Source organism: Mesorhizobium sp. WSM4845 (genome assembly GCF_055811455.1).
Map to the genome: position 1 here is coordinate 194361 of NZ_JBVVQA010000007.1, position 22677 is coordinate 217037.

Annotated in this window: 22 protein-coding genes; 10 read left to right on the forward strand and 12 right to left on the reverse strand. The window is 62.8% G+C overall.

The window, feature by feature from the left end:
• From AC0L2C_RS11190 to AC0L2C_RS11210, 5 genes are all read right to left on the reverse strand, one after another.
• On the reverse strand, positions 1-918 hold the full coding sequence (locus tag AC0L2C_RS11190) for a dihydrodipicolinate synthase family protein (RefSeq protein WP_473523376.1): 918 nt from the start codon (positions 916-918) through the stop codon (positions 1-3).
• Between the two features lie 19 nt (positions 919-937).
• A complete protein-coding gene (locus AC0L2C_RS11195) occupies positions 938-1840 on the reverse strand; it encodes an ABC transporter permease (protein WP_287239383.1) in 903 nt (300 codons plus the stop codon).
• On the reverse strand, positions 1840-2799 hold the full coding sequence (locus tag AC0L2C_RS11200) for an ABC transporter permease (RefSeq protein WP_027154064.1): 960 nt from the start codon (positions 2797-2799) through the stop codon (positions 1840-1842). Before AC0L2C_RS11200 ends, AC0L2C_RS11195 begins: the two co-directional genes overlap by 1 nt.
• A gap of 82 nt (positions 2800-2881) precedes the next feature.
• Complete coding sequence (locus tag AC0L2C_RS11205) at positions 2882-4468, reverse strand: ABC transporter substrate-binding protein (RefSeq protein ID WP_287239385.1); 1587 nt, start codon at positions 4466-4468, stop codon at positions 2882-2884.
• A 40-nt stretch (positions 4469-4508) separates the two neighbouring features.
• A complete protein-coding gene (locus AC0L2C_RS11210; RefSeq protein ID WP_023801363.1) occupies positions 4509-5258 on the reverse strand; it encodes a FadR/GntR family transcriptional regulator in 750 nt (249 codons plus the stop codon).
• A 110-nt stretch (positions 5259-5368) separates the two neighbouring features.
• Here AC0L2C_RS11210 and AC0L2C_RS11215 point away from each other — a divergent pair, with 110 nt between their 5' ends.
• The 4 genes from AC0L2C_RS11215 (at position 5369) to AC0L2C_RS11230 (ending at position 9143) form a co-directional block, all read left to right on the forward strand.
• Positions 5369-6340: a Gfo/Idh/MocA family protein gene (locus AC0L2C_RS11215; RefSeq protein WP_128247501.1), complete on the forward strand. Its 972-nt coding sequence runs from the start codon at positions 5369-5371 to the stop codon at positions 6338-6340.
• The gene (locus tag AC0L2C_RS11220) at positions 6337-7332 is read left to right on the forward strand and encodes a Gfo/Idh/MocA family protein (protein ID WP_473523377.1); all 996 of its coding nucleotides are present in this window, start codon (positions 6337-6339) and stop codon (positions 7330-7332) included. The genes AC0L2C_RS11215 and AC0L2C_RS11220 overlap by 4 nt, the downstream gene beginning before the upstream one ends.
• Positions 7322-8275, forward strand: coding sequence for a dihydrodipicolinate synthase family protein (locus AC0L2C_RS11225; RefSeq protein WP_036262730.1), 954 nt, complete (start codon positions 7322-7324; stop codon positions 8273-8275). Before AC0L2C_RS11220 ends, AC0L2C_RS11225 begins: the two co-directional genes overlap by 11 nt.
• A 97-nt stretch (positions 8276-8372) precedes the next feature.
• A complete protein-coding gene (locus tag AC0L2C_RS11230) occupies positions 8373-9143 on the forward strand; it encodes a TIGR01458 family HAD-type hydrolase (protein WP_128247503.1) in 771 nt (256 codons plus the stop codon).
• Positions 9144-9182: 39 nt separating this feature from the next.
• Here AC0L2C_RS11230 and AC0L2C_RS11235 read toward each other — a convergent pair whose 3' ends face one another.
• Positions 9183-10715: an FAD-dependent oxidoreductase gene (locus AC0L2C_RS11235; RefSeq protein ID WP_287239393.1), complete on the reverse strand. Its 1533-nt coding sequence runs from the start codon at positions 10713-10715 to the stop codon at positions 9183-9185.
• Positions 10716-10994: 279 nt separating this feature from the next.
• Between AC0L2C_RS11235 and AC0L2C_RS11240 the strand changes: the two genes are divergently transcribed.
• Both AC0L2C_RS11240 and AC0L2C_RS11245 read left to right on the forward strand, forming a co-directional pair.
• A complete protein-coding gene (locus tag AC0L2C_RS11240; RefSeq protein WP_023801357.1) occupies positions 10995-11966 on the forward strand; it encodes an SDR family oxidoreductase in 972 nt (323 codons plus the stop codon).
• Positions 11967-12054: 88 nt separating this feature from the next.
• Entirely contained in the window at positions 12055-13767 is a 1713-nt protein-coding gene (locus AC0L2C_RS11245) for an HAD family hydrolase (protein ID WP_128247505.1), read from the forward strand.
• A 162-nt stretch (positions 13768-13929) separates the two neighbouring features.
• Here the strand turns inward: AC0L2C_RS11245 and AC0L2C_RS11250 are convergent, their stop codons facing one another.
• Complete coding sequence (locus AC0L2C_RS11250) at positions 13930-14376, reverse strand: TIGR02588 family protein (protein WP_128247506.1); 447 nt, start codon at positions 14374-14376, stop codon at positions 13930-13932.
• Positions 14373-15164 (reverse strand): TIGR02587 family membrane protein, encoded by a 792-nt coding sequence (locus AC0L2C_RS11255; protein ID WP_473523399.1) that lies wholly within the window; start codon positions 15162-15164, stop codon positions 14373-14375. The genes AC0L2C_RS11250 and AC0L2C_RS11255 overlap by 4 nt, the downstream gene beginning before the upstream one ends.
• 254 nt (positions 15165-15418) lie before the next feature.
• On the opposite strand from AC0L2C_RS11255, the gene AC0L2C_RS11260 reads away from it, so the two are divergent.
• Positions 15419-15862 carry a PPC domain-containing DNA-binding protein gene (locus tag AC0L2C_RS11260; protein ID WP_287239397.1) on the forward strand — a complete coding sequence of 148 codons (444 nt, stop codon included), beginning with the start codon at positions 15419-15421 and terminating at the stop codon, positions 15860-15862.
• A gap of 42 nt (positions 15863-15904) precedes the next feature.
• Here the strand turns inward: AC0L2C_RS11260 and AC0L2C_RS11265 are convergent, their stop codons facing one another.
• The 3 genes from AC0L2C_RS11265 to AC0L2C_RS11275 form a co-directional block, all read right to left on the reverse strand.
• Positions 15905-17179: a DUF763 domain-containing protein gene (locus AC0L2C_RS11265; protein WP_473523378.1), complete on the reverse strand. Its 1275-nt coding sequence runs from the start codon at positions 17177-17179 to the stop codon at positions 15905-15907.
• 150 nt (positions 17180-17329) lie between these two features.
• The gene (locus AC0L2C_RS11270; protein ID WP_473523379.1) at positions 17330-17866 is read right to left on the reverse strand and encodes a GFA family protein; all 537 of its coding nucleotides are present in this window, start codon (positions 17864-17866) and stop codon (positions 17330-17332) included.
• The gene (locus tag AC0L2C_RS11275) at positions 17764-18426 is read right to left on the reverse strand and encodes an alpha-ketoglutarate-dependent dioxygenase AlkB (RefSeq protein WP_023801345.1); all 663 of its coding nucleotides are present in this window, start codon (positions 18424-18426) and stop codon (positions 17764-17766) included. Before AC0L2C_RS11275 ends, AC0L2C_RS11270 begins: the two co-directional genes overlap by 103 nt.
• Positions 18427-18557: 131 nt before the next feature.
• Here AC0L2C_RS11275 and AC0L2C_RS11280 point away from each other — a divergent pair, with 131 nt between their 5' ends.
• Entirely contained in the window at positions 18558-18773 is a 216-nt protein-coding gene (locus AC0L2C_RS11280; protein WP_023801344.1) for a KTSC domain-containing protein, read from the forward strand.
• 60 nt (positions 18774-18833) lie between these two features.
• Here AC0L2C_RS11280 and AC0L2C_RS11285 read toward each other — a convergent pair whose 3' ends face one another.
• On the reverse strand, positions 18834-19061 hold the full coding sequence (locus AC0L2C_RS11285) for a hypothetical protein (RefSeq protein ID WP_473523380.1): 228 nt from the start codon (positions 19059-19061) through the stop codon (positions 18834-18836).
• A gap of 177 nt (positions 19062-19238) precedes the next feature.
• Between AC0L2C_RS11285 and ku the strand changes: the two genes are divergently transcribed.
• Positions 19239-20108, forward strand: a complete 870-nt coding sequence (gene ku / locus AC0L2C_RS11290) for a non-homologous end joining protein Ku (RefSeq protein WP_031255739.1) — start codon at positions 19239-19241, stop codon at positions 20106-20108.
• A 3-nt stretch (positions 20109-20111) separates the two neighbouring features.
• Entirely contained in the window at positions 20112-22661 is a 2550-nt protein-coding gene (gene ligD, locus AC0L2C_RS11295) for a DNA ligase D (protein WP_023801341.1), read from the forward strand.
• The last annotated feature ends 16 nt before the right edge of the window (positions 22662-22677 follow it).

Below are 22677 nucleotides of genomic sequence, written 5' to 3' on the forward strand. Positions count from 1 at the left end.
TCAGCGCAGCAAGCCGACGTCGCGAAGGATGATGTCGACCTTTGCGGCTTCCTCGTCGTTCAGGTTGCGTTGCGGCCGCGCCATGGTGTTGGAGGCGATGATGCCGAGGCTCCTCATCGCGGTCTTGAAGGCGCCGACCCCGGCCGAGCCGGCGCTCGTCCTGCCGAGCGAGATCCAGACGATCTCGAACAGCTTCAACAGCCGCTCCTGCTCCAGGCGGGCCTCGGCGTGCTGACCCGCCTGCATCAGGTTCCACAGCCTGACGTAGCCGTGCGGGTCGACATTGGCGAGGCCCGGCACGACCCCATGCGCGCCCATGGCAAGCACGCTGTCGACCAGGATCTCGGACCCGGTCATGCCGAAAAAGTTCGGGTCGTTGGCCATGTCCTTGAGCACATAACGCAGATTGCCGTCGTCACCGCTGGAATCCTTGATGCCGGCGATAACGCCCTCGCTGGCAAGGCAGACGGTGGTTTGGCGCTCCAGCTTGACATGGACGCAGACCGGGATGTCGTAGGCGATGATCGGGATGTCGACTGCGTCCTTGATGTAGCGGAAGTGATCGCCGATCTCGGGCTGGCTGGTGCGGGCATAGAACGGCGCGGTGACCACGACTGCGTCAGCGCCGGCCGATCTGGCGATCAGGGCGTGGTTGATGACGCGATCGGTTGTCGGGTCGATGACCCCGGCGAAGATCGGAACGCGGCCATTGTTGACCTTGACCGCGTGCTCGATGATGGCCCGGCGGCCGGCCTCGTCATGGAAGACCACCTCGCTGGTCGAGCCGAGCACGAACAGGCCCTGAACGCCGCCGTCGAGCAGGTTTTCGATGGTCCGCGTGAACGACGCAAAATCGACACTGAGATCGGAATGGAGTGGGGTGACGACGGGTGGCACGACACCGGTAAACAGGGGCATTTTTTCAAAAACCTTCAGGTCAGTTTAGATCGGAACGAGGGTCGAATGCATCGCGCAGGCCATCGCCGATGAAGTTGATGGCCAGCACGGTGAGCACGAGTACGGCGCCGGGAAACATCCATTGCCAGGGGTATTGCTCGAGCACCACGGTGGAGCGGGCGAGATTGAGCATGTTGCCCCAACTGGCTTCGGGCGGTGCGATGCCGAGGCCGAGGAAGGAAAGGCCGGCTTCGAGCAGAATGGCATTGGCGATCTGCAGCGTGGCGTAGACGACAAGAATGTCGATGCAGTTCGGCAGGCCGTGGCGGAACAGGAGATGCGGCAGCCCCGCCCCCATGCCACGGGCGGCGACGACGAAGTCACGCTCGCGCAGCTCGAGCAGCCGGGCGCGCACCATGCGCGACAGCACCGGCCAGGAGAGCAGCGAGATCACTAGGATGGTCGGCGCGATGCCGGTGCCGGCGATCGAAGCGAGCACGAGCAGGAAGATCACCGGCGGCAGGGTCATGGCGAGGTCGACGAAGCGCATCACCGTGCCGTCGACAAGGCGCCCGCCGAAGCTGGCGACAGCGCCGACCAGGAAGCCGATGACGATCGAGATGGCGACCGAGCAGACGGCGACCAGCAGCGAGATCCGTCCGCCTTGCAGCAGCCGGGCCATGACGTCGCGGCCGACGCCGTCGCTGCCGAGCCAATGAATGGCGGACGGCCCCTTGTTGATCGCCCTGAGATCGATGGCGTTGGGGCTGAACGGCCACCACAGGGAATAGGTCGAGACCGCCAGCAGAATGGGGAAGACGATAAGCAGACCGGCGCGCGCCGCACGATTTTCAAAGAACCGGCCGAGCGCGCGGCGAAGCGGTCCCTTGGTTTGCGGCCCGGCTGTCGGGTCGATTGTCGGAGCTGGTGCGGTGATCGTCATCACGACACCTGGATGCGCGGGTCGACGACGGCATAGACGATATCGGTCAGGAGATTGACCAGAATGACGCAGATGCCGATTACCAGAGTGGCGCCCATGATCACCGGGTAGTCCCTTGTGCCGACGGCGTTGACCAGCAGCAGGCCCATGCCCGGCCAGTTGAACACGCTTTCGAGGAAGATGGCGCCGCCGATCGCTATGCCGACCGTCGACCCGATCAGGGTGATGACCGGTAAAAGCGCATTGCGGGTTGCATGCTTGATGATCACCCAGAATTCGCGCACGCCCTTGGCACGTGCGGTCCGCACATAGTCCTGGTTGAGCACTTCCAGCAGCGACGCGCGCATGTAGCGCATGATCAGCGCGGCGTGTCCGATGGACAGCAGGCAGGCGGGCAGGACCAGGTGCGCGAGCACGTCCGCTACAGAAAAAGGCGCGCCGGCGGTCTGCATGCCGCCTGATGGCGCCCAGCGCAGCAGCACCGAGAAAAAGTACAGTCCCAGAAGTGCCGTCAGAAACGCCGGGCTGGAGATGCCGACGAAGGAAACCACCGACAGCGCGATGTCGGGCAGCGTGTTACGGCGGACGGCGCTGAAGATGCCGGCGGAAATGCCGAGCACGATGGCGATGGCCAGGCCGGTGCCCATCAACAGCGCGGTCGGGCCGATGCGCTCCATGACCAGCGGCAGCACGCCAACGCCGCTGCGCTGGATCGAATAGCCGAAGTCGCCGCCGAGCGCAGCGCGAAGCCAGGCGAGGTATTGCACGGGAAGCGGCTGGTCGAGCCCAAGCCGGTCGCGCAGGACTTCGAGGTCGGAAGCCGACATCGGGCTGGACGGATTGATATAGGCATCGATCGGATCGCCGGGCGCCAGCCGCAGAAGGATGAAGATGAGGACGCTCAGGGCGACCAGCATCAACAGTCCTGTAGCGCTGCGGCGGGCAATGAAACTCAGCATTGGCTGTCCGTGGCGATGGTGAGCGGAGCCGGCATCGTGCCGGCCCGTATCATTGGCGGGCCGGAATGGCCCGCCAGCCGTTTTACTGGATGTCCCAGCGTTCCGGGTGAGCCGCATAAGGACCGCCGCCCGGCGCCGGCGTCCAGACAAAGTCACGTAGCTTGTTGGAGGCTACGCCATAGCGGTTGGCCACCCATAATGTCGCCCAGGGCAGATCCTTGTTCATCACCTTGCAGACTTGCTGCCAGGATTGATCGATCTTGGCCGGATCGGTCTGGGCGAGCGCAGCGTCCAACGCGGCGCTGAGATCATCGAACTCGATGCGCATGGTGTTGAAGCCTGCCGGCGGGATCTGGGACTTGTTGAGACCCGGGCTGATGCCGGCCGGATTGGGACCGTTCTGCAGGCCGGCATAGACCATCGCAAACGCGTTCCAGTCCGGCGTGCCTTCCTTGTAGACGATGCCGTTATAAGTCGGCGTATCGACGACGCGCGGCACCACATTGATCCCGACCTCGGCCAGCATCGACTGGATGGCAGCCATCACGTTGGCGGCTTGCGGCGAGCCGTAATAGGTCAGCAAGGTGATCGGCTTGTCGCCGTTGATCTTGTCCCAGCCCGCCTCGGCAAGCAGAGCCTTGGCCTTGGCCGGATCATAGGCATAGGATTCGAGACCTTCGGGAAGCAGGTGCGGCGCGACGTAGCCGCAATTGGCCGGTTTGGCCGCGCCGCCATAGAGGCTCTCGATGATGGCATTGCGATCGATCGCGTACATGATCGCCTGGCGCACGCGAACATCCTTAAAGAGCTCGACCTTCTGGTTGAGGCCGATGTAGTTGACCACATAGGAGGCGCCCTCGATCACCTTGAAATTGCTGTCGCTCTTGAAGGTTACCGCGTCGTCGGGCTCGACATAGGTGAACTGGATTTCGCCGGCGCGCAGCGCCGCGACGGCCGCCGCCGGGCTCTCGAAATATCGGTTGATGAGCACGTCGACCTTCGGCTTGCCGCCGCGATAGTCGTCATCCGCGGCCAGTTCGACATATTGATCGCTGACATAGCGCTTGAACTTGAAGGGGCCGGTGCCGACCGGCGTCGTGGACCACCAGGTGCTCGTGGCCAGCGTTTCCGGCGGCATCGCGGCCAGGGCATGCTCCGGCAGGATCATCACCTGCGAGAGAATCGACAGGAAGGAGCCGTTGGGCTTCGACAATTTGACGACCACGGTGCGATCGTCCGGCGCGTCGACCGACGCGATGTCGCCGAGGCGCGCGGCAAACAGGCTGCCGGAGGCCTTGTTCCTGGCGAGCTCAAGCGTGAACTTGACGTCCTTGGATGTGAACGGCTTGCCGTCGTGCCAGCTCTCCTGGGCAAGGTTGAACGTGTAGGTCAGCTTGTCGTCGCTGACCTTGTAGTCCTTGGCCAGATCGCCTTCGAGTTCGGTCAGTTCGGCGTTGTAGATGACCAGCGGTTCAAAATAGGTGCTGAGCCAGGTAAAGCCGCCGGTCGCAGCCAACGGATTGAAGTTCTTGGGAAAGCCGCCGGGGCCGACATCGAAGCCTCCGGTGATGGTCTTGGCGCCCTGTGCCTGGACGCTGGTGGCAAGGCTAATGCCGCCGAGCAGCAGCCCGGTGATGGCCAGATGGCGAGCTATAGTTCTGATGCGCATGGTTTCCTCCCTTGGCATTGTCAGGTAGTTCGGCGTTGGGTCAGGTAATCCGGTTTTTGGCGATCACTTGCTGAATACCCCTGTAGTGGTCGTCGAGGCGCTCGCGCGCCCGGTCGACGTCCTTGGCGGCGACCGCCTCGACGATCTCGTGATGGTCGCGCCAGGTCGCCAGCGGCGTCGGATTGTCGAGGCTGGTGAAATTCGAGGCCTTGTTGAACGCCACCCAGAAGATGTCGATCAGCGCGCTCAACATGTGATTGTTCTGGCAGCGGAACAGCAACTGATGGAATTGCTGGTCCTCTTCGGCAAAGCTCTCCTGGCGCTCGGCGCGCCGCCGCATGCTTTCGGTCAGCTGGCGCAGCGCGGCGATGTCTTCGGCGCTGATCATCTCGATGGTTTTTGCGATCAGGCCGGTTTCAAGGACACGGCGGATCTCGCGCAGTTCCTCGACGTCGCGCAGCGAATCCTGCAGGCCGTATGCCAGATTATCCAGCAACGGCTTGAACGAGAATTCCTTGACGAACACGCCAATGCCGCGACGCGTCTCCAGAATGCCGATCGACTCCAGCGCCTTGATCGCTTCGCGCACCGAGTTGCGGCCGACGCCGAGCCGCTGCGCCAGGAAGGTCTCCGGAGGCAAGGGGTCGCCCGCCTTGAGCTGGTTGCTCTGGATATATTTCCTCAGGCTCTCCTGCACGCTGACGTGAAGCAGCGGCGGTCGGGCCAGCGGTTCGATCGATTTTTGGTCCGGGTTCAACTTGGGTTCCGAGCTCAACTTGGGTTCCGGCATTTTTCTCCCAGCGCCGCTGCAATTGCGGCCGATGGCGCGTCGCAAAGCGGTCGATGCTTGTAGCATAGCGACTTGTAGGATATCCTGCAAGCAAGAGGATTACACGCTGAATGAAAGTCGTCCTGGCCGGCTCAAGCCATTGGCACGCCGAAATGCATCTCGACGCTGCACGTTTTTGCGGCGCCGAGATTGCCGGCATTTGGGATGAGGACGCGCAGCATGCGCGCGCCTTCGCGACGCACCATCATTTGCCGTTCATCGCCGATTTTGCGAAAATCCTCTCCGGCCCGCCGGACGCGATCCTGCTGATGGGACACCCTTCAACGGTGCCGGCGCGGGCCCGTGCCGTGATCGAAGCCGGCATACCGCTGATCCTGGAAAAGCCGGCGGCCAGCAGCACCGCAGCTTTGGCCGCGCTCAGCGAGCTGGCGAGGCAGCACCAGGCCTTTGTCAGCGTTCCCCTGCCCAACCGCTTTGGGCCGGCCGCCACTGCCTTTGAACGGCTGCGCAGCCAAGGCCGTGCCGGTGCGGTTGCGCATTGCCAGTTCCGGCTGGTCAATGGCCCGCCGCAGCGCTATGCGGCCGACGGCGTCGGCTGGGTGGTGGATCCGGCGATCGTTGGCGGCGGCGCGCTGAGGAACCTCGGCATACACGGCGTCAATGCCGCGCTCGGCCTGGCAACCGGCGCGCTCAGGCTAAAAACCGTTTCGATCGAGAACCGCATTCACCGCGCCCCGGTCGAGGACCATGCGCTGCTTGTGCTGCAAGACGCTGCCGGAGCGTTGTTCGTCGTCGAGGCCGGATACACTTTTGCTTCGATGCGCCCTGGCGGCGATTTCGAATGGCGTATCGTCAGTGAGAATGCGACCCTCATCGACTATGGCGAGCGCGCCTTCTGTGCGACGCTCGACGATGGCGCTATCATCGAATTGCCGATCGAATTGCCGGCGACGCGCTACCGCCTGTGCATGAGCGACACGCTCGACCGGCTGGCTCGAAAAGCGCCGCCGGCGACTTCGATCGATGACTATGTTGCGGCGATGTCGCTGATCGACGCCGCGTATGAAAAGGCAGGACGATGATTGGAATAGGTATTATCGGAGCGGGCGATTTCGGCGCCGCCCATGCAAGGGCAATCAAGCAGTTGCAGGGCCTGCATCTCGTCGCATCGTGCCGCGGGAACAACGATGCCCTGGCCGCCTTCACCAGCGAACATGGTGGTCGCGGCTACACCGACTGGCGCAAGCTGCTCGACGACAAGGAAGTCGAGGCAGTCCTCATCGCCAGTCCTCACCATCTGCATGCCGAAATGGCGATCGGCGCGGCGAACGCCGGCAAGCATATCATGCTCGAAAAACCGATGGCGCCGACGGCGGCGGCCTGCGATGCGATCAACGCCGCCGTGGCCGCCGCTGGCGTCAAGCTGATGGTCGCCCATCTCATGCATTTCGCGCTGCCTTGCATGGCGGCCAGGCAAATGCTTGAGCAAGGAACGCTCGGCCGGCCGATCGTCGGATCGAGCTGGATCATCAAGCTGTGGATGGAGCACAATCGCCGCGACTGGCATCTGCGCAAGGCCACCGGCGGCGGCATGCTGTTGACGGCCGGCATCCATGCGCTCGACCGCCTCGTCTGGCTCATGGATGACGACGTCGTGTCGGTGAGCGCCATGCTTGGCGCCATGTCCCATGACCAGGAAGCCGACGACACCGCCCTGCTCGGACTGCGCTTCGCCGGCGGCGGGCTCGGCCAGGTGCAGAGCGTCGGCTATCGCAATGGCGCGGCCGGCTACGTCATGGACCTGGTCTGCGAGCAGGCAACGCTGCGCATCGACATGGACCGCGGCACGATGCTTGGCCGCGACACGGCCTGGACCGACCTGCCCGGCTCGTTCGAGCCGAACTGGATGCATGCCGCGCTGGTGCGCGAATGGAGCGCGATGCGCGATGCCATTGCCGACGACAAGCCGGTGCCGGTCGACGGCGCCTATGGCCGCAAGATCATCGCCATTATCGAGGCCGCCTTTGCGTCGAACGAAACGCGCCGCGAGCACGAGATCGCCGATGCGCCCTGAGCTCGACGATCACCCGAGCCACTTGCCCGCAGACGCGCCGCGCGGCGTCTGGGGCGCGGTGATGCTGGCCATCGACGATCGCGGGGCAATCGACTGGGAAGCGACGGAGGAAACGATCGCCCGGCTCTGCGCATCAGGCGTCGACGGCATCTATTCCAACGGCACGGCCTGCGAATTCCACTGCCAGACCGAGCCCGAGTTCGACCGGCTTTGCGCCTTGGTGGCCGCGATTGCCGGCCGCGCGCGCCTGCCCTTCCAGATCGGCATCAGCCAGTCCAATCCGCGCGTCGCACGCGAGCGGCTGATGCGGGTGTCGGCGCTTCGTCCGGCCGCGGTGCAATTCACCTTGCCCGACTGGTGGCCGCCCAGCGACGGCGAGGTCATGCGCTTCGTCGGCGGCCTGTGCGAGACCGCGCCCGACATGCCGCTGGTGCTCTACAATCCACCGCATGCCAAGCGCCGCCTGACGCTCGAAGGCATCGCCAGGCTGCGTGCAGCGGTGCCGTCGCTGGTCGGCGCCAAATTGCCGGGCGGCGACGCCGGTTGGTACGCCGACATGCGCCGCGAACTGCCGGGATTTTCGGTCTTCGTGCCCGGCCATACGCTGGCGACGGGATTTGCCCAGGGAGCGCATGGCAGCTACTCCAACGTCGCCTGTCTTAACCCCAAGGGCGCGGTAATGTGGTGGCAGACGATCCGCACCGATGTGGCGGCCGCTGCCGAGGTCGAGACGCGCATCCAGGCCTTTCTCGCCACCCACGTACTGCCCTTTCGCGCTCGCTATGACGTCAGCGATGCGGCGCTCGACAAAGCGATGGCGGCGGCCGGCGGCTGGGCGCCGCTTGGCCCGCGACTGCTCTGGCCTTACAGCTCGGTCCCCGACGAGGCGATCGCGACGCTGGCCGAGGCCGCACGCATGACCTTTCCCGAATGGTGGCAGTGACCTCGGCTACCGCATGTGCCTGCCCCCTGATCCAAGGGGAACAACCATGGCCTGTTCCGGATTTGACGCCTGACAGACTCGTGGTCATGCTGGACCGATGACAAGAGGTGTACTGCTGGACCTCGCAGGCGTCATCTATGATGGCGAGACCGCCATACCAGGCGGGATCGACGCCGTCATGCGTTTGCGCCAGGCCGGCTTGGCCATACGCTTCATAAGCAATACCACGCGCTCGTCGAAACAGAGCGTTCTCGAACGTCTGCAGGCGATGGGACTCACCGTTACCAGGGCAGATGTTTTCACCCCGGCGCACGCTGCACGCGATTGGCTGCTTCGCAATGGCCGAGCGCCATATTTGCTGATTCACCCCGGCCTTGCGGCGGACTTTTGCGAACTGCAGGATCGCGACAAGCGCGCCGTCATCGTCGGCGATGCCGGAGACGCCTTCACCTATGCGGCGTTGAATGACGCGTTCCGCGAGCTGAGCGCCGGGGCCGAATTGCTGGCCCTTGCCACCAACCGGACGTTTCGGGATGCCGACGGCGAGCTCAGCCTCGATGCCGGGCCATTCGTCGCGGCATTGGAATTTGCCTCGCTGAAACGCGCAACCGTTCTCGGCAAGCCGTCGTCGGAATTCTTTCTGTCGGCGCTGGCAAGCATGGACTGTCCGCCAGACCAGGCGATCATGGTCGGCGACGACGCCGAGGCCGACATAGCTGGCGCGCTAAGCGCCGGACTGTCGGGCGCATTGCTGGTGAGGACCGGCAAATACCGGCACGGCGACGAGAAACGGTTTGATCCGCGCCCGACCGCAACCGTCGCCGATCTCGCGGCGGCCACCGACTGGATCCTTGCGCGCCGGGACTGAACCGGCCGCACAGCGTGCGCTTCGCTCGAGATATCCGGGCTAGGTCGTCTGGCGCTCCATTTCCACCTCGGCCCCCAGACTTTCGATGTCGCGGAAGATCGAAGCGACAGCCAGCGTGCGCCCTTCGCGCTTGAAGCGGAGCAGGCAATCCCTGGCAACGATGTCGCCATCGATCGCGATCTCGTCCCATTGCACGGCATGGCCGACATAGTTGATGGGAACATCGTAGTGCTGGCTCCAGAAGAACGGCACGGCGACAAATTTCTCGCGATGGCCGAGCATGTTGAGGGCTGCGGTTCGCCCCTGCCGCTCGGCAACTACCCAATGCTCGACCCGAATGTTCTCGCCACTGTGAGGATCCGGCCACCGCGCAATGTCGCCGGCCGCGAAGATGCCTGGTGCGCTCGTCTCCAAAAAGGCGTTTACCACGACACCGCGATCAAGGGTGAGCCCTGCCGTTTCGGCTAGCCCTGTCCGCGGTCGCACGCCGATGCCGGCGACGACGAGATCCGCCGTCAACGTATCGCCACCGCTGAGTTTCACCTCGCTGGCGTCGATGCTGCCCGCGGTGTCCTCGAGATGGAATACGACACCATTCTCCTCATGCAGGGCGCGGATGAAGTCGGCCATTTGCGGACCCATGATCCGTTCCATGGGCCGTTTTTCCGGCGCCACGACATGAACTTCGATCGCGCGCGACCGCAGCGCCGCGGCAACCTCCAGGCCAATGAAACTGGCGCCAAGCACGACGGCGCGGCGCGCAGTCGTGGCTCGCTCGATGATCGCCTTGCAGTCTGCGAACGAGCGCAGCGTGTGAACATGTGGCTGGTCGGCGCCTTGTATGGTCAGGCGAACCGGTTCGGCTCCGGTCGCCAGGAGTAGCCGGTCGTAGGCAGTCCGGGCCCCGTCCGCGAGCACAACCTCGCCAGAACGTGCATCGATGCTGGCGACATCCGCATTGAGGCGCAGGTCGATGCCGTTCTTCGAATAGAAGCTTTCTCGGCGCAGCGGAATCCAATCCTCCGGTGCTTTGCCGGCGAGGTAGTCCTTGGAAAGATTGGGCCGATCAACCGGCGGCGCTTCGTCGTTGCTGAGCATGACAATGCTGCCTTGATAGTGTTCGCGCCGCAGTGTTTCTGCCGCCGCGAAACCGGCGGCGCCGCCACCGACAATGACGATTTTTTCGGGAGCCTGGCTGGAGCCGCCAGGGCGCGGCTTGGACACCGTCCGCTTGCGTTTCTCGCCCACGACTATCCGATCATCGCGTTGTTCCACCGACCAGCACGCGAGTGGACTGAAAGCAGGGGCGCGCAAGGCCTCGCCTGTACGCAAATCAAAACACGCGTGATGCCAGGGACACCGGACGGTGTCTTCCGCCACAAGACCGTCGACGAGCGGCCCGCCATAATGTGTGCATGTCGCGCCGATGGCGAAGATCTCGGCCCCGCGGCGCACCAGCAGCACCGGCTCATCGCCGCAATGGCCGAGGAGCTTTCCGCCGTCGGCAAGGTCGGATAACGCGATACCCTCGACCAGATCCGGCCCGGTTGGTTTGGCATGATCTTCAGCCATTTTCCTCTCCCTTGGCGCGATCCAGAAGATCGCCTGTACGGCCGACAAGCGGGAAATTGTCAGGTCACCAGCCTCGGAATACCTTCTGCTTGGCCAGCGCGCCTTCAGGTTCTCGGACACCGCTTGTGCCCAAACGTCCGGCCGCGTCATTCGTTGCCAGTTGCGCAGTACACGCCGTCGATTTCCTGGCGTTTGGATTCGTTGCCGAAGGAATGACGCCGTCGCGTAAACTTTTTCGCCGGACATGCGTTGTTCGTTCTCCAAGCCAAGGAGACAGCCATGCAGAGGAAATCGGAAATCGCCGGCGAGGCCGCCAAGCAACGCCACATCCAGCGCGGCATCGACGCCAAGGACAAAACGAAGGGCAACGGCAAGCAACAAGGCGCCATGCAGGCCGGAGCACGCAAATATCCCGAGCCGCCCTTTCCCGAGCAGCACCAGCCGAAGCCAGGGCATGAATGGGCGATAGAGCCGGCGCCGCTTTACGACGCGCCATTCTATATCGGATCAAAAAAGCTGGACGGCAAAGTGGCCGTCATCACCGGCGGCGATTCCGGCATCGGCCGAGCCGTGGCCGTGCTCTATGCGCGCGAAGGCGCCGATGTGGCGATCGTCTATCTGTGCGAGGACAAGGATGCTGAAGAAACGAAGAGGGCCGTCGAAGCCGAGGGCCGGCGCTGCACGCTGGTCAAGGCCGACGTCAGCGAACGCGACCACTGCCACAAGGCTGTGACTAAGGTGGTGAAGGAATTTGGCCGGATCGACGTGCTGGTCAACAACGCCGCTTTCCAGGTCCATTCCAGCGACTTCAGTGAGCTGACCGAGGAGCATTTCGACACGACGCTGAAGACCAACCTCTACGGCTATTTCCACATGGCGCAGGAGGCCGTTCCGCATATGAAGCCTGGTTCGGCGATCATCAACAGCGGCTCCATAACCGGCATCGAGGGCTCGAAGCAGCTGGTCGACTATTCGATGACCAAGGGCGGCATTCATGCCTTCACGCGCGCGCTGTCCGGCAACCTCATCGAAAAGGGAATTCGGGTGAACTGCGTGGCGCCAGGCCCGGTGTGGACCCCGCTCAACCCGTCGGACAAGCAAGCCGGCGACGTCTCGAAATTTGGCGCAGACACGCCGATGAAACGGCCGGCGCAACCGGAGGAAATCGCGCCGGCCTATGTGTTCCTCGCCTCGCCGCATTGTTCAAGCTACATCACCGGCGAGATATTGCCGATCATCGGCGGCTACTGAGAACGTGTCGCCCGCACTGCCTCGATCGTCGTGGAACTCTCGCCTGTGACGGTGGTAGCGGCGATCTCAGATATGAAATGGTCGACAGATGTATTTCATTGCCTTGGCGACGGACTATGACGGCACGCTGGCGCACGATGGGATCGTAGTCGAAAAGACGCTTGCAGCCCTCGAACGGTTCAAGAAAAGTGGCCGCAAGCTCATCCTCGTCACTGGCCGCGAACTGCCCGACCTCAAGCGGGTTTTTCCCGAACTCGGCGTGTTCGACAAGGTCGTCGCCGAAAATGGGGCGTTGATCTACACGCCTGCCAGCGAGGAAGAACGTGCGATCTCACCGGCGCCGGCGCCGAAATTTGTCGCCAGTTTGAAGAAACGCGGCGTCAAGCCGCTTTCAGTCGGACGGTCGATCGTCGCGACCTGGGAACCACACCAGGCAACAGTTCTTGAGGTCATCAAGGAACTCGGGCTGGAGCTGGAAATCATCTTCAACAAGGGCGCGGTGATGGTGCTGCCCACCGGCATCAACAAGGCAGCCGGGCTGGCAGCCGCACTTGAGGACCTCAAGCTGTCGCCACACAATGTGGTCGGTATTGGCGATGCTGAAAACGATCATGCGTTCCTGCGGGCCTGCGGCTGCAGCGTCGCTGTCGAGAACGCCCTTGCGGCGGTCAAGGATACAGCGGATCTTGTAACGCGCGGCGCGCGTGGAAAGGGCGTCGAGGAACTGATCGAAAAGCTGGTAAAGCGTGATCGGGAATTTGTCCGAAAAGCCCGTGACGGCATCCTTCTCGGTTCGGTCGGCGGCGACGAAGTCTATCTGACGCCGACCGACACGGTTCTGATCGCCGGAAGCTCCGGCATCGGCAAATCCACCTTGGCCACCGCGCTGACGGAACGCTTCGTCGAGAACGGATTTCAATTCTGCGTTTTCGATCCGGAAGGCGACTATGATGGCCTCGAAGGCGCCGTCCGGGTAGGCGATGCCTCAAGCGAACCGACAAAGGCACAAGTGCTCGACCTGATCGAAAAGCCCGACACCAATGTGGTCGTCAACGGGCTGGCGTTGCGGGTAAACGAGCGACCAGGCTTCTTTGCCGACCTGCTCCCCGGTCTTGGCAATTTCCGCTACCGTACGGCGAGGCCGCATTGGCTGGTCATCGACGAGGCGCATCATCTTCTGCCCAGGAAGCGCGACGACACGCGCGCCATCCTGTCGTTGGAATTGCCGGGCACTGTCCTGATCACCGTTCATCCGGAAGCGATCTCGACCGACGCCCTGCGTCTGGTCACTGCCGTCATTGCGCTCGGTCCCAAGGCCAAGAATGTCATCAAGGCCTTTTGTCAGGAGACGGACACCAAGCCGCCAAAGGATATTCCCTCGCCAAAAGGCGAGCGTGTGCTGTTCTGGCGGCCGCAAGCCCGCAAGAAAATTGCCATGGTCAAAGCGATCGAGCCGCGCCAGTCGCTCAAGCGTCACAGCCGCAAATATGCAGAAGGTCAACTCGACGAGGCCGGCAGCTTCTATTTCAGAGGTCCCGACAACGCGATGAACCTCCGGGCCCACAACCTGATGATCTTCGCTCAGATTGCCGAGGGCATCGACGACAGAACCTGGGAGCATCACCTGCGCGCCGGCGACTATTCCGAATGGTTTCGCCGACAGATCAGGGACAAGGATCTGGCGCGCGAGACCGCCGAGGCGGAAAAGGACGAAATGCTCTCGGCGCAGCAAAGCCGCAAGCACGTTCTGGATGCGGTGCGTCGCCGTTATACGGCTCCTGCCACCGCCCCGGAGGAATAGAGAGGAATAGGGTGCGAAAGGATCGCCCACGCACATCATTCTCGGAGGCACCGGCCGTGTTGGTTCTCTGCAGCCATGTCGCTTTTACAGCAGGGCGAAGCAGTGGCCGGTTGACCGCGTCATCCACGCCGAGTTCCCTTTCATCCATGGCGTTTTGACTGGTCAGGGTTCACTATATCCAATGGCAAAGAGGCGCAGGTCATAGGCCTCGGGATCGCGACGAAAGATCAACGCGCCCTTCCGTTGGGAATTCTGTGGGACATAGTCGAGCGTAGCGCTGCTATCCTCGACGACCTCATCGCCGTTGCGGAGCTCACCTTTGATCTCGACAGCAGCAACTGATTTCCCTGCCCTGTTTGCAGCGGCGAACTCGACCACGTAGCCCCCCTCGGTGACCGCGACCGCGAGCGGCACCACAACGATCCGGGCGGTCCCATCGCGCGTGCTCACGCCATCGACGACAAGATAACCGAGCACGGCAAGCAGGACTACGGAGCTTATGCCCGCCACGACCCACTCCGTGACCGAAGTTCCGGGTTTGCGTGTCTTTGCTTTGTTGTCGGACTGCTGCTTCTGTTGCTTGTCGCCTTTTGCCGCGTTCCTTGTCACAGAATGAGCCTCGCAACCGCCGCCCCGAGCGCGCCAGGAAACGATAGAACCACGACTGCACTGAGTGTCTCCGAAAAGCCGGCGCCATCGGTCCTGCCGAAGGTCCACAAGATGTAGAGGTTCACAAGCATCACCAGGACATAGCCGACGATCGCATAGCGAAAGAAGATGCTGACGAATCCAGCGCCTGGCTCGGGACTGTGCGAGCCGCGGAATTCGAACTCATAGACGAAGGCGTGCATGAGAGCGAGGGTGACCACCACCAGGGCGATTTCCTGCCAGGGCTCCATCTTGTAGGCGATGAGGACAACCTCTTCCGTTGGTGCGATGTTCACCGATAGAAACAGCGCTCCGACCACCATCAGGAACAGCTCTCCGGTGTAGCCGGGCTCGGGAATGTCCTCCTCCTCCTCCAACAAACTCGGGCCGAGCTGAGCGCGTGCCAAGGATGCCCCGAGACTGCCCGGGACAATTTGCACCGCAATTTTGCCAATCACCTCCCGTAGCGGCATTTCGGCGGTCACGATGCCGAAAATAAACAACACCGCCGTAGCCGCCACAGCGGCCACGAGTATCGCCACAAAAGCATCGGCGATGCGGTCGCGCAGGGCCACCGTGTGGCGAAAGCCTCCGTACTTGTGCAGCAGCACCAGCATTGGCAAAGTGACAGCGAGGAACAGGGCGAGCCGCAGTGGGTGAAGGTGAAAGCCCAGCGCCCAGGCCTCCATGGTCATCAGCACCGGGGCGGCGAAGATCAACGCTCCGGCAAAGGCACGGCCAAGACCAATCCAGAACTCACGCGGCGTTAGCGCATGCCTGACGATGATCTCGGTTGGCGCCACGTCCGCTCCTCAGAGATAGCCTGCGGGGAACAATGTTTCCTGGACAATCTTGTTCCGCACCGCTGCATCTTCGCCACAGCCGAAGGGCGCTGCGATGTTCAAAGCCAAGCCAAACCTGTTGGGAACTCGCGAGCCAGCTTTCCGTTCAACCTCTCGATCGAATGACAACCCAAAGCCGACACAGCGTCTGGAGTGAAATCATGAAATCGCAGCTCGTCGCCGAAAGCGCCGGACAAAGGACGTTCGTTGTGGTGCTTGATCCCGGCGAGGAAGCGTTCGCAGCGCTCACATCTTTCGCTGTCGATAACGATATTGGCGGCGCCTCGCTGACCGCGCTCGGCGCCTTCGAAAAGGCGACTGTCGGCTGGTTCGACATCGAGCAAAAAACTTATCGGAAAATCCCGGTGCTGGAACAGTGCGAGGTGCTCAGCGCGATCGGCGACGTTGCGATCGGCGACGACGGCAAGCCCAGCCTTCACGTCCATGCGGTGCTCGGATTGCGCGACGGCAGCACGAAGGGCGGACATCTGCTCGATGGCATTGTTCGGCCTACACTCGAAGTCACTTTGGTGGAAACGCCTGGTCATCTGCGCCGCAGAAAACGTCCGGAACTCGGCATCGCCTTGATCGATCTGGATGCCTGAACACGGATCAGGCCAGGTCCGCTGAACTGCGTTCCGGTCCGATCATCCCTTTTGTTTGATTTGTTTAGCATCCGCGGGCGGCTCGGGTGCGGCCTCCCAGCCGAACACGCTGCGGCCGCCGAGCTGATGCGACCGATCGAACTCTCCGGCGACGATTTCCTTCAGGCTCGGGCCGGTGACATAGCGTTCGACCTGCCGCGACTGCTCGTCCAGCCGCTTCAAGGCGCCGAGTTCTTCGTCGCGACCGAGCCTGGCCTTGTGGACGGCCGACTTCAGGACGCCGATCGTTTCGTCATAGACTTTCAGCGGCACGGGGAACGGATGCCTGTCCTTGCCGCCATGTGCCAGCGAGAAGCGGCCGGGATCGGAAAACCGGCATGGCGCGCCATGCAAAACCTCGGCGACCAGCGCCAGCGCCCGCACCGTGCGCACACCGACGCCGGGTACCAGGAGAAGTTCGGAGAAATCGGCGGGGCCACGCTCGGCAGCCGCAGCCATGCTGCCATGAAGACGACGCATGACGACATCGCTTTCGCGAACGTCGTGGTGCGCCGGCATGACCAGGTGCGGCAGCATTGGCTGATCGGGCTCCGGTGCGACAGCCACATCACGTTCGAGCGCGGCGAACTCCCTCAGAATGCGATCCGGTCCGAGATCCTGCAGGAGATTCAACTGGCCCTTGCGCGAGGCGTCGGCGCGGCGGTCGGTCAGGTTGACGATCTCGCCCTGGTTGGCGCCTTCGATGGCGGCATGCGGCTGCTCGACGAAACTCTTCAGGCCTTCGGACAGCCAGTGATAGCGGCGCGCCACCTTGCTGTCGCCGTTCATGCCCTGCTGCACCACGACCCAGTCGCCGTCATCGGTGACGATAAAGCCATGCAGATAAAGGTCGAAGCCGTCCTGGACGGCGGCACTGTCAACCTTGGCGACGAGCCGGCTTGCCGTCGCCAGGCCTGTTCCATCGAAGCCGACGCGCTCGCCGATGACGGCAAGCTCATGCGGGGTCTTGCGCGAATGCGCGCCGCGGCCGCCGCACACGTGAATACCGAGTTCGCCGGAGAGCGGAGCCAAACCACGTTTGAGGGCGCCGATGACGCTGGTTGTGATGCCGGAGGAATGCCAGTCCGTTCCCATGACGGCGCCAAACGACTGGAACCAGAAGGGATGCGCCAGCCGGCGCAGCAGCTCTTCGCGACCGTAATGGTGAATGATCGCCTCGCACATGACGGCTCCAAGGCGCGTCATCCGGTCGCCGAGCCATTTCGGCACGCGTCCGCCATGAAGTGGAAGGTCTGCGCTTCCCGATCGTTGTGCCAAATTTTTCTGCCTGTTCCGACCTATGCCTTGCGCTCAACAGATAGTATAGAAAGCGGCGTGAAGAAGCGATGATGCCGGTCCGTTTGGATTACAAACTGATCGCAATTCAATTCAGCTGGGCCATTCGGGTCCCATCGGCGGCGTTGCCGGTTACCGGTCGGCCGGATTTCCGACCGCCGGATCGCGCCGCCTTGAATATCTTCCCACACGCGGCAGATCGTCGCCAAATTCCACCCACGGCAGCTTCATGTCCCAATAGGCATGAGCCTGCGGCGCAAAGCGCTCGGGGTGGTCGAAGAAGCCGATCGTCAGATAAAGTTCCTCGGGAAGCCCCTGGTCGAAGTAGGCTATGGATGTCCCGCAATCGGCGCAGAAGGTGCGGAGCACGCCTCGGGTCCTTGAGAATTTTTTTGGCGCGCCGGTGAGCAATCTGAATTGGGCCGGTCGATAGCCGACCCAGACGGTCAACGGGCTGCCTATCGCCTTGCGACAATCGTCATCGTGATCGGAGCAAATCCAGAACGGGTCACCATGCATCTCAGCACTTATCGAACCGCAAAAACAGGAACCGGTCTCGATTCTGGTCATCGAACTATCGCTTCTGATCGAGGCGACCGTTGCGGCCGCAGGGTCCGCAGGGTGATCGAATAACGGTGCGCGGCAACCGGCGGGATGCTGTGCTCCCATTCGGTGCGCGCCAGGCCCCTCATCAGGTAAGCCGACCTTGGCTCGAGGGTGACGGTCACGCGAGCCCATCTCGTGCCGTTCTTCCGGCGGAGCCGAAAGCTGCATGGCGCAAGAAGAGAAACGCCGGCCACGGCATCGAACTGCGGCTTGTCGCGATGCCAGCCGATACCCGCGCCGGGCCGATACTCGTTGATCAAGACGTGCACGAAAGCATCGGCGGGCAGCCGCGCAAATGCCGCCACCTTGTCCCTGAGCGGCATCAGAAAAGCAGGGATCGGCGGCGCCTCGACCACCTTGCGTTGGTCAAAATCGTAGCGCAGGCCAAAACCGGCGACGCGCCGGTTTGCGAGATGGCCATGAAAGTCGAAAGGCTGGAAGGCGAGACTTTTGAGCTGCCGCACCAGTTCGGCCTCTTCCTCCGCCGTGATCAGCTCCGGCCGGTAGCAAAATCCTTCCGGCAGGTCGTCACGTGCGTGAAAGTCGGGCGCGAGAAAGTCAGGCGCGCGAAACAGGTCGCCTTGGCCAGCGGATTGCGGCTGCCTGGTTTTGAGCGATGGCATCAACCCTAATTGGTGAAGCCGGCCCGTGGCGGCAAGGCCTTGGGGCCCGCCGGATCATTGCCTCCACATGCGCGAGATGGAACCCGGATTGCCGGGGCGGGTTATTGCCCAGGCGCGTCGAGTGTTGGGAAATGCCTTCAACTGTTATCCAAAGCATCAATTACGACCCGGCGACGAGGACCCTCTCCGTATGGTTTGTCCCAAGCGGAAATCGCTACGATTTCAACGACGTGCCGCCGCAAACTTATGCGGCATTCCGCAAGGCCTGGTCAAAAGGCCGGTTTTTCAACGCCTTCATTCGCGACCGGTATAGCTACCATCTGGTCGAACAGAGCCCGTCGGGATGAGATCTTTTGCCCTTGTCGCGCGTAATGCATCCGGGAGAATCCGGTCGGTCGGCCGATCCCTCATTGCGCGGGCGGCGTTCCGGGTTGATCGCCGCCCGTGGTCGTCTTCGGCGTCGGGTCCTTGTCGACTTCGGGATTTTGATCGACGGTGTTGGTGTTGCTCTGGGTCGGCTCAGTGCTGCTGGTGCTGCCCTGTGTCGGCTCGGCCTCGTTGCTGCAACCCGCCAGAGCCAGAGTCGCCACCAGCGCCGACAAAAACGACAGTCTCCTCATGTATAATCCCGTCATGGCCAACCGCTCCCTTGCTGCTCGACAACGACGGGTGGTGAATTTGGTTGCAGCGGAATGGCTTGTCTGCTGGCCCAGGACCCTTCTGATCATCGCAGAGCAGGCGCCAAAGGAACAAATCTCGGCGCCGCCACGTTGCATTTCCTGTGCAACGCTTGTGACAGTGAGGCTATCGTCTTGGCGCCGAGAGCAAATTGGAAGGGTTTTCTGAAAATCGGAGAACTCAGCTGCCCGGTGGCGCTCTATACGGCTGCCTCAACCTCCGAGCGGATCGCCTTCCACACGATAAACCGCGCCACCGGTCATAGGGTGCATCGCGCCTTCGTCGACAGCGATAGCGGCAAGCCGGTCGAGAAGGACGACCAGGTCAAAGGCTATGAGATCGGCTCGGGTGAGTACGTCGTGCTCGAACCCGATGAGGTCGCAGCCGCTGTTCCCGAGAGCGACAAGACGCTGTCGGTCTCGGCCTTCATCGGCTGTTCCGATGTCGACGACGTGTATTTCGACAAGCCTTATTACCTGGCCCCGTCGGACAAACACGCGGAGGAAGCGTTTGGGCTGATCCGCGAAGGCATGCGCAGGAAGAAAGTCGCCGCCATCGCCCAGACCGTCCTGTTTCGGCGCGTCCGGACCCTGCTCGTCCGCGCCTATGACGAAGGCCTGGTCGCAACGACGCTGAATTTCGATTACGAGGTGCGCTCGGCGGAGGAGGCTTTCGACAACATCCCCGACTTGAAGATCGAGGGCGAGATGCTCGAACTGGCCGAACACATCATCAAGACCAAGAAAGGCAAATTCGATCCGACCAAATTCGACGACCGTTATGAGGCGGCGCTGGCCGAGCTTGTGAAGGCAAAGCTCGAGGGCAAGAAGATCGCCGTTCCGAAGCCGGCCAAGCGGGAGAGGGTCGTCGACCTTATGGATGCGCTGCGCCAGAGTGCCGGCGTTGGCGGGAAGCAGCCCTCGACAAGAAAGCCCGCGGCAAAGTCAAAGCCAGCGCGCCATGCCAAGGCGAAGCAGACAGCGCCGCGTCGGAAGGCCGGCTGACCGATGGCGCTCGAGACCTACCGCAAGAAGCGCAATTTTTCCGTTACCCCGGAGCCGCAGGGCCGCAGGGCGCCGAGGACCGGCAACAGCTTCGTCATACAGAAGCACGATGCCACCCGGCTCCATTATGATTTTCGTCTCGAAATGGACGGCGTCCTGAAGAGCTGGGCCGTCACAAAAGGGCCGAGCCTGATCCCCGGCGAGAAGCGTCTTGCCGTCCACGTCGAGGACCATCCTCTGGAATATGGCGACTTCGAAGGCACAATCCCGAAGGGCGAGTATGGCGGCGGCACCGTTCTCCTTTGGGACAGAGGCACTTGGGCGCCGATCGGCGACGCGCATCGCGGCTATGCGAAAGGCCATCTCGACTTCGAACTTCACGGCGAGAAGCTTGGCGGCCGCTGGCATCTTGTGCGGATGGCCGGAAAGCCCCGGGAGAAGCGCGAGAACTGGCTGCTGATCAAAGGCGACGATGACGCCGCGCGCACCGAACGTGATCCCGACATTCTGGACGAGCGGCCGGAATCCGTCGCGACCGGCCGCAAGATAGAGGACGTCGCCGGCGAAGAGCCCGGCTGGTCGTCTAAGACAGGGCGCATTCGCAGGCGCCGCGGCGGCAGCACCAGGCCAGCTCCAGCGGAAGAGGCCCCCGCCACTATCAGCGTTCCCGAACCGTCAAAGATCAAGGGCGCCAAGAAGGCGGCGCTTCCCGATTTCGTCGAACCGACGCTGGCGACCCTGGTCTCGTCAGCGCCGTCGGGCGAGCGCTGGCTGCACGAGATCAAATTCGACGGCTACCGGCTGCAGGCCAGGATCGAAGCCGGCCGCGTCAAACTGTTGACGCGGAGCGGTCTCGACTGGACGAAGAAATTCGGCAAGGCGGTCGTTTCGGCGCTGGCCGATATCCCTGTCGGGACGGCGCTGATCGACGGTGAACTCGTGGTCGAGACGTCAGCCGGCGCATCGGATTTTTCCGCGCTGCAAGCCGATCTCAGCGAGGGCCGCAGTGATCGCTTTCACTTCTACGTCTTCGACCTGCTTCATCTCGACGGCTACGATCTGCGCGACGTTGCGTTAATCAAGCGCAAGGAATTGCTGGAAAAAATCATCGGCAGTAACAGCGGCATCATCAGCTACAGCGGCCATTTTGAGGAGGATGGCGCCCTGGTGCTGCGACATGCCTGTCGGCTGAGCCTGGAAGGCATTGTCTCCAAGCTTCGCGATGCGCCCTACCGCGCCGGCCGCAGCAAGAACTGGGTGAAGTCGAAATGCTCGGCGCGGCAGGAATTTGTCGTGGCCGGCTATGTCCCCTCGACAACGTCGCGCAAGGCGATCGGTTCGCTTGTCTTGGGTGTCTATGACCACGGCAAGCTGCATCATGTCGGGCGCGTCGGCACCGGCTACACGGCAGCGGTCGCCGAGAGCCTGTTCAAGAAGCTCGAGCGGTTACGCATTCCGTCAAGCCCGTTCGAAAAACGGCTGAGCGCCGACGAGGCTCGGCAAGTCCGCTATGTCAGGCCGGACCTCGTCGCCGAAGTCGAGTTCCGGGCGTGGACCGCCGACGGCCATCTGCGCCACGCCTCGTTCCGCGGGTTGCGCGAAGACAAGCCGGCGAAAGAAATCACGCGCGAGACGCCGAAGACGAGCAAGGAGGTGGCCAAACCTCAGCGCCGGACCGTCAAGCTCACCCATCCCGACCGTCTTTACTGGCCGGACGAGGGCGTGACCAAGGAAGGCCTCGCCGACTATTATGCCGAGGTCTGGCGTTATGTGTCGCCCTACATCGTCGGCCGCGCGCTGGCGCTGGTGCGCTGTCCCAACGGGATTTCGGGCGAGCAATTCTTCCAGAAGCATGCCTGGAAGGGGCTGAACCCCAACATCGTACTGGTCCACGACCCCAAGGATCCGCCCGACGAGCGGCTGATCAGCATCAATGATCTCGACGGGCTGATCGGTCTCGTCCAGTCGGCGTCGCTGGAGATCCACCCCTGGGGCTCGACGGTGAGCGATTGGGAGCGTCCGGACACGATCATCATGGATCTCGACCCCGGCGAAGGCGTGAGCTGGGAGGCGGTGATCGAAGCCGCCGTCGAGACCCGCGACCGGCTGAAGGATGCGGGGCTTGTCCCCTTCATCAAGACCTCCGGCGGCAAGGGTCTGCACGTCGTGGCGCCATTGAAGCCGAAAGCCGAATGGCCAGCTGTAAAAGCCTTCACCAAGGCGATTGCCGACTCCATGGCCGCCGACAATCCCAACCGCTACGTCTCGACCATCACAAAATCGAAACGGCGCGGGAAAATCCTTGTCGACTATCTGCGCAACCAGCGCGGCGCGACCGCGGTCGCACCCTATTCGACAAGAGCACGGCCGGGTGCGGCGGTGTCGATGCCGCTTGCCTGGGACGAGCTCGGCCCCGGCATCGGACCGGCCTATTTTACCGTCGAGAACACGCCGACCCGGCTTGCCTCGCTGTCGTCGGACCCCTGGCAGGATTTCCGCGCGGCCGCGGCGCCAATTGAAGACCGTGCAAACCGGCGCAAGAAAGCGGCTTGAGGACGGCACTACGAAG

What these genes read in the sequence shown, in the direction of transcription:
- AC0L2C_RS11190 (WP_473523376.1), bottom strand. Translation starts at nt 918, where the DNA reads ATGCCCCTGTTTACCGGTGTCGTGCCACCCGTCGTCACCCCACTCCAT.
- AC0L2C_RS11195 (WP_287239383.1), bottom strand. Translation starts at nt 1,840, where the DNA reads ATGACGATCACCGCACCAGCTCCGACAATCGACCCGACAGCCGGGCCG.
- AC0L2C_RS11200 (WP_027154064.1), bottom strand. Translation starts at nt 2,799, where the DNA reads ATGCTGAGTTTCATTGCCCGCCGCAGCGCTACAGGACTGTTGATGCTG.
- AC0L2C_RS11205 (WP_287239385.1), bottom strand. Translation starts at nt 4,468, where the DNA reads ATGCGCATCAGAACTATAGCTCGCCATCTGGCCATCACCGGGCTGCTG.
- AC0L2C_RS11210 (WP_023801363.1), bottom strand. Translation starts at nt 5,258, where the DNA reads ATGCCGGAACCCAAGTTGAGCTCGGAACCCAAGTTGAACCCGGACCAA.
- AC0L2C_RS11215 (WP_128247501.1), top strand. Translation starts at nt 5,369, where the DNA reads ATGAAAGTCGTCCTGGCCGGCTCAAGCCATTGGCACGCCGAAATGCAT.
- AC0L2C_RS11220 (WP_473523377.1), top strand. Translation starts at nt 6,337, where the DNA reads ATGATTGGAATAGGTATTATCGGAGCGGGCGATTTCGGCGCCGCCCAT.
- AC0L2C_RS11225 (WP_036262730.1), top strand. Translation starts at nt 7,322, where the DNA reads ATGCGCCCTGAGCTCGACGATCACCCGAGCCACTTGCCCGCAGACGCG.
- AC0L2C_RS11230 (WP_128247503.1), top strand. Translation starts at nt 8,373, where the DNA reads ATGACAAGAGGTGTACTGCTGGACCTCGCAGGCGTCATCTATGATGGC.
- AC0L2C_RS11235 (WP_287239393.1), bottom strand. Translation starts at nt 10,715, where the DNA reads ATGGCTGAAGATCATGCCAAACCAACCGGGCCGGATCTGGTCGAGGGT.
- AC0L2C_RS11240 (WP_023801357.1), top strand. Translation starts at nt 10,995, where the DNA reads ATGCAGAGGAAATCGGAAATCGCCGGCGAGGCCGCCAAGCAACGCCAC.
- AC0L2C_RS11245 (WP_128247505.1), top strand. Translation starts at nt 12,055, where the DNA reads ATGTATTTCATTGCCTTGGCGACGGACTATGACGGCACGCTGGCGCAC.
- AC0L2C_RS11260 (WP_287239397.1), top strand. Translation starts at nt 15,419, where the DNA reads ATGAAATCGCAGCTCGTCGCCGAAAGCGCCGGACAAAGGACGTTCGTT.
- AC0L2C_RS11270 (WP_473523379.1), bottom strand. Translation starts at nt 17,866, where the DNA reads ATGGGAGCACAGCATCCCGCCGGTTGCCGCGCACCGTTATTCGATCAC.
- AC0L2C_RS11275 (WP_023801345.1), bottom strand. Translation starts at nt 18,426, where the DNA reads ATGCCATCGCTCAAAACCAGGCAGCCGCAATCCGCTGGCCAAGGCGAC.
- AC0L2C_RS11280 (WP_023801344.1), top strand. Translation starts at nt 18,558, where the DNA reads ATGCCTTCAACTGTTATCCAAAGCATCAATTACGACCCGGCGACGAGG.
- AC0L2C_RS11285 (WP_473523380.1), bottom strand. Translation starts at nt 19,061, where the DNA reads ATGACGGGATTATACATGAGGAGACTGTCGTTTTTGTCGGCGCTGGTG.
- ligD (WP_023801341.1), top strand. Translation starts at nt 20,112, where the DNA reads ATGGCGCTCGAGACCTACCGCAAGAAGCGCAATTTTTCCGTTACCCCG.